This is a genomic window from Mesorhizobium sp. M7A.F.Ca.US.006.04.2.1, assembly GCF_004022915.1.
Lineage (GTDB): Bacteria > Pseudomonadota > Alphaproteobacteria > Rhizobiales > Rhizobiaceae > Mesorhizobium > Mesorhizobium ciceri.
In genome coordinates, this window is sequence record NZ_RZQA01000625.1 from 1 (window position 1) to 3,885 (window position 3,885).

A 3,885-nucleotide genomic window follows, 5' to 3' on the forward strand; every position below is an offset into this window, starting at 1 on the left:
ATGATCATGGTTGTCGATGATGCCGGCCGCTGCATAGGCTGCGGAGCCTGCGGCCGCGTCTGCCCCAAGAACTGCCAGACGCATGTTCCGGCCGACGAGCTCGCAACATGATCTGGCGAAAACCAGGGGAGCGGCGTGCACTTCATCTTTTTGTCGGCTCGTGGGGCTGGTCCTGTGCAGCAATGCGTCGATGGTTTACTTCGCTTTGGATTCGCTCCGTGTGGCAGTCGTCACGACGCTGGCCTGTTCGCTGCTGCTTCAGGCCGGCTACTTCGGCCGCGTGCTCTTTCTGATCTGGCAGTCCTCTAGCCGCGCTCGTGGAACTCGCCACAGGGGCCAGCATGCCGATGGTTACAGGAAAGCTCGGGTACCAGTCGTCTGACTCTGATCAACTGCGGAATGCAATTTTCAGCTGTGTCCCGGCTTGGTCGAATGCCCAGCATGTGCTGCTGCTTTGATGCGCGGATGACAGGATCAGTGCTCAGACCCACACCAATTTTGGTCACCCTCTGATGACTGAGCTGATCGTATAGGGAATCTGTGTTCGGCTAACACGCGACCATACCCCTGGGCTGACCGGTGCGTAGCAGGTTCAGGTACTTTTTTGCTGGAGATAGCATGCTGGAAAAATTCGAACGTTATCCGCTCACCTTTGGACCCACGCCGATCGAGAGGCTCGACCGCCTCGGCAAGCATCTGGGCGACAAGGTGGAAATCTACGTCAAACGCGAGGACTGCAACTCCGGTCTCGCGTTCGGCGGAAACAAGCTGCGCAAGCTCGAATACATTGTGCCCGACGCGATCGCGTCAGATGCCGATACGCTCGTCACAATCGGTGGCGTGCAGTCCAACCATACGCGCATGGTCGCTGCGGTCGCCGCCAAGATCGGCATGAAATGCCTCCTGGTCCAGGAGAGCTGGGTCCCACATGATGATGCTGTCTACGACCGGGTCGGCAATATCCTCTTGAGCCGCATCATGGGGGCAGAGGTGCGCCTGGTTGACGAGGGCTTTGACATCGGCATCCGCCGCAGCTGGGAAAAGGCACTTTATGAAGTCAAGGCAAGGGGCGGCAGGCCATATGCGATACCTGCCGGCGCCTCTGTCCACAAATACGGCGGCCTGGGCTATGTGGGGTTCGCTGAGGAGGTGCGTGCCCAGGAAGAGCAGCTTGGGTTTGCCTTCGACTATATCGTCGTCTGTACGGTGACTGGTTCAACCCACGGCGGCATGCTCGTCGGGTTCGCCAAGGATGGTCGACAGCGCAACGTGATCGGTATCGATGCCTCCGCCATGCCCGCCAAGACCAAGGCGCAGGTGCTTGGCATCGCCCAAAATACAGCGAAGCTCGTCCACCTCGGAGCGGAAATTGTCGAGGCAGACGTGGTGTTGTTCATGGACTACGCGTACCCGGGTTATGGCGTTCCATCGGAGGAAACCAAAGAGGCAATCCGTTTGTGCGCGCGGCTCGAGGGCATGATTACGGACCCCGTTTACGAGGGCAAATCGATGCAAGGGATGATCGACCTCGTCCAGAGGGGCTTCTTTCCACAGGGATCGAGGGTCCTCTACGCACATCTAGGCGGCGCACCGGCGATCAACGGGTACGGCTACACCTTTCGCAACGGCTGACGTTCGGCAGTCTGCGATTCCGCGGTCGCGCTCGAACGTGGGTAGGTAGCGTCGTTCGAGCGCTTGGCTGGAGAAGTGGAGGCAGCGACGGGCATCCACTAATTGGTACCATTACGTGCTGTCGGTGCTCAACGCCACGCGCATTGAGCGCATGCCGCCGTTGGCAACCGCGAGGCGAATTTTGACTCCGGGGCAAGAATCCACACGCGGCGGTGGCGGCACGAGGACCAAGCCGGCGAGTTCGCGCTTTCGAACTGGCGCCAAACTGCCACTGCTCGAGGGCCGAGGCCAGTCTAATCACAGGCGAGCCGTCCAAGCTCTCAAGAGTGATAGGGCGAAACCCGACAGCGGCAGAAGACATGTCGGGTTCACGACAATCGGCCGCATTTGGCCTCGTGGAGAATTTCAAAGCATTTCCCGCCGCTTACCGGAGCTGAGGGAATTGGCACCTCCGTTGCAGCTTGATGTGCGGCAACACGGTGAGAGCTTCGCTGAAGCAAGCCAGAGGGAGCGATGCCCTCGAGACCGTGTCCGATTTTGACTGGAAAATATTCCGCGACAAAAGAGACGAAAGGTGTGGAATGACTTTGGACACCAAGATGGAACTGCGTATGGGGTCCCCGGCTCCTGCGATCAAAGTGGAGAACTGGCTGCGTGGCGAGCCCCTCACGAACTTTCGGCCCGGCAAGGTCTACCTCGTTGAGTTTTGGGCGACTTGGTGCGGACCATGTGTCGACGCCATGCCCCATTTGATCGAACTGCAGGAGAAATATGAAGGCAGCGGATTTGAGGCGGTCGGAGTTGCCGCCTGCGAACAGGGTCCTACCGCAGACGAGGCGCGGACCAACGTGGATGCCTGGCTGACCGAGGAGTTCCCGAATCTGAATTATCGTATCGGGTTCGATTACATTGGCGAAATGAACAAGCTCTGGATGGATCCCAGCTCTTCGATTGGGATTCCCACCTCGTTCGTGGTCGACCGCGACGGCCACATCGCTTTTATCGGCCACCCGGCGGAACTCGATGACGTTTTGCCGAAAGTCCTTAACGGCAGCTGGCGCAGCAGCTATGAAGCGAAAGCCGCCGATGCAAAGCGCATCGCGCATAACCAACTTGCAGCGCGCGAAATGTCGCTTACCGGGCCGATATACGCCAAACTTGAGCCGGCGATGCAGGCCGAGGATTGGACGGCGGCGCTCTTGGCCATCGAAGAAGGCCTCGCCTTGATGCCAGACTCTTGTGAGTTCCGGCAGATTCATGCGGATCTTCTGCTTCACAAGCTGCGCGACATCAAGACCGGCATGCCGGTCATGCGAGAATTGGTCGAGGACGCGATCGACAAAACGTCCGACGCGGTGTCGTGGATGGCCTTGGCCCTCAACCAACTCTTCGATCCCACGATGGACAATTCCCATCTTCCGCGCGCGGAGCGCTTTGCGATGGGCAACGAGCTCTCGGAACAGATACTGGCACTCAATCCCCCGAACGGCGATGGCCCGTTTAAATACCTCCGGTACCTCCCGGTAGCTCAGTATTATTACGAGAGCGGCAACAAAGATCGCGCAATCGAGTTGATCGAGGTGGCACTGAAATCGGTGGACCGGCTGGGGCCAATTCCGGACCACACCAAACAGTACTATCTTACCCCATTGCTCGAAGCACTGGCCAACTACACGGGTGAGCCTGCCTGTCACGCGGATCTTTGTGTGGCTCCGCAAAAGAAGGCACCCGAAACTCAAAACGAAGTCACTTCCTGAGCAAGAATCGCGAAGGGACTGACAATTGGAATTGAACACTGGCCAATCCGCCCATCGAAGCTCTCTTCGCAGCAAGTATGTCGATGCAGCAGGGCGGCGGCTTGCGGAAGGTTGGATTTCAATTGCGTTGACCACCGGTCGGATCGCGGCGCAGACGATGTGCGCCGCGAATTCGCGCCGCAGGTCTCGCACTCGTGGACATGTCGAGGTCGGCCACGGGGCACTCTTGGGGTTGGCCCGCCCAAGCCATTCGTCGGCCACGCAAGCGGACCCGGAGTGGGCATCGCAGGAAAAGGAAATCGTACCTCGAAGACGAAGACTGAAATGACGAACAACGAAATTCCTCCGGTTGGCCCTGCTGTCAACAATGACGACGAGGCCCTTGCTTCCCCGTTCGTCAAATGCCTCCTGCGGCTCATTCGTACTCAGGATTCCTTCGGCTTATGGGAAGGCCATTCGGATGCCGAGCTGCTGGCCGAGTTCATCATCACCAAGC

4 protein-coding genes are annotated in these 3,885 nt (G+C 58.7%); all 4 read left to right on the forward strand.

Going from position 1 to position 3,885, the window contains the following annotated elements:
- Positions 1-111, forward strand: a 111-nt coding sequence (locus EN925_RS26710; protein ID WP_164767080.1) for a 4Fe-4S binding protein, incomplete at its 5' end; no start/stop codon positions are given.
- A gap of 79 nt (positions 112-190) precedes the next feature.
- Positions 191-382, forward strand: coding sequence for an exopolysaccharide production repressor protein (locus tag EN925_RS40915; RefSeq protein WP_127230899.1), 192 nt, complete (start codon positions 191-193; stop codon positions 380-382).
- A 236-nt stretch (positions 383-618) separates the two neighbouring features.
- The gene (locus EN925_RS26720) at positions 619-1,632 is read left to right on the forward strand and encodes a 1-aminocyclopropane-1-carboxylate deaminase (RefSeq protein ID WP_024505903.1); all 1,014 of its coding nucleotides are present in this window, start codon (positions 619-621) and stop codon (positions 1,630-1,632) included.
- Between the two features lie 599 nt (positions 1,633-2,231).
- A complete protein-coding gene (locus EN925_RS26725) occupies positions 2,232-3,389 on the forward strand; it encodes a TlpA disulfide reductase family protein (RefSeq protein ID WP_063170386.1) in 1,158 nt (385 codons plus the stop codon).
- The last annotated feature ends 496 nt before the right edge of the window (positions 3,390-3,885 follow it).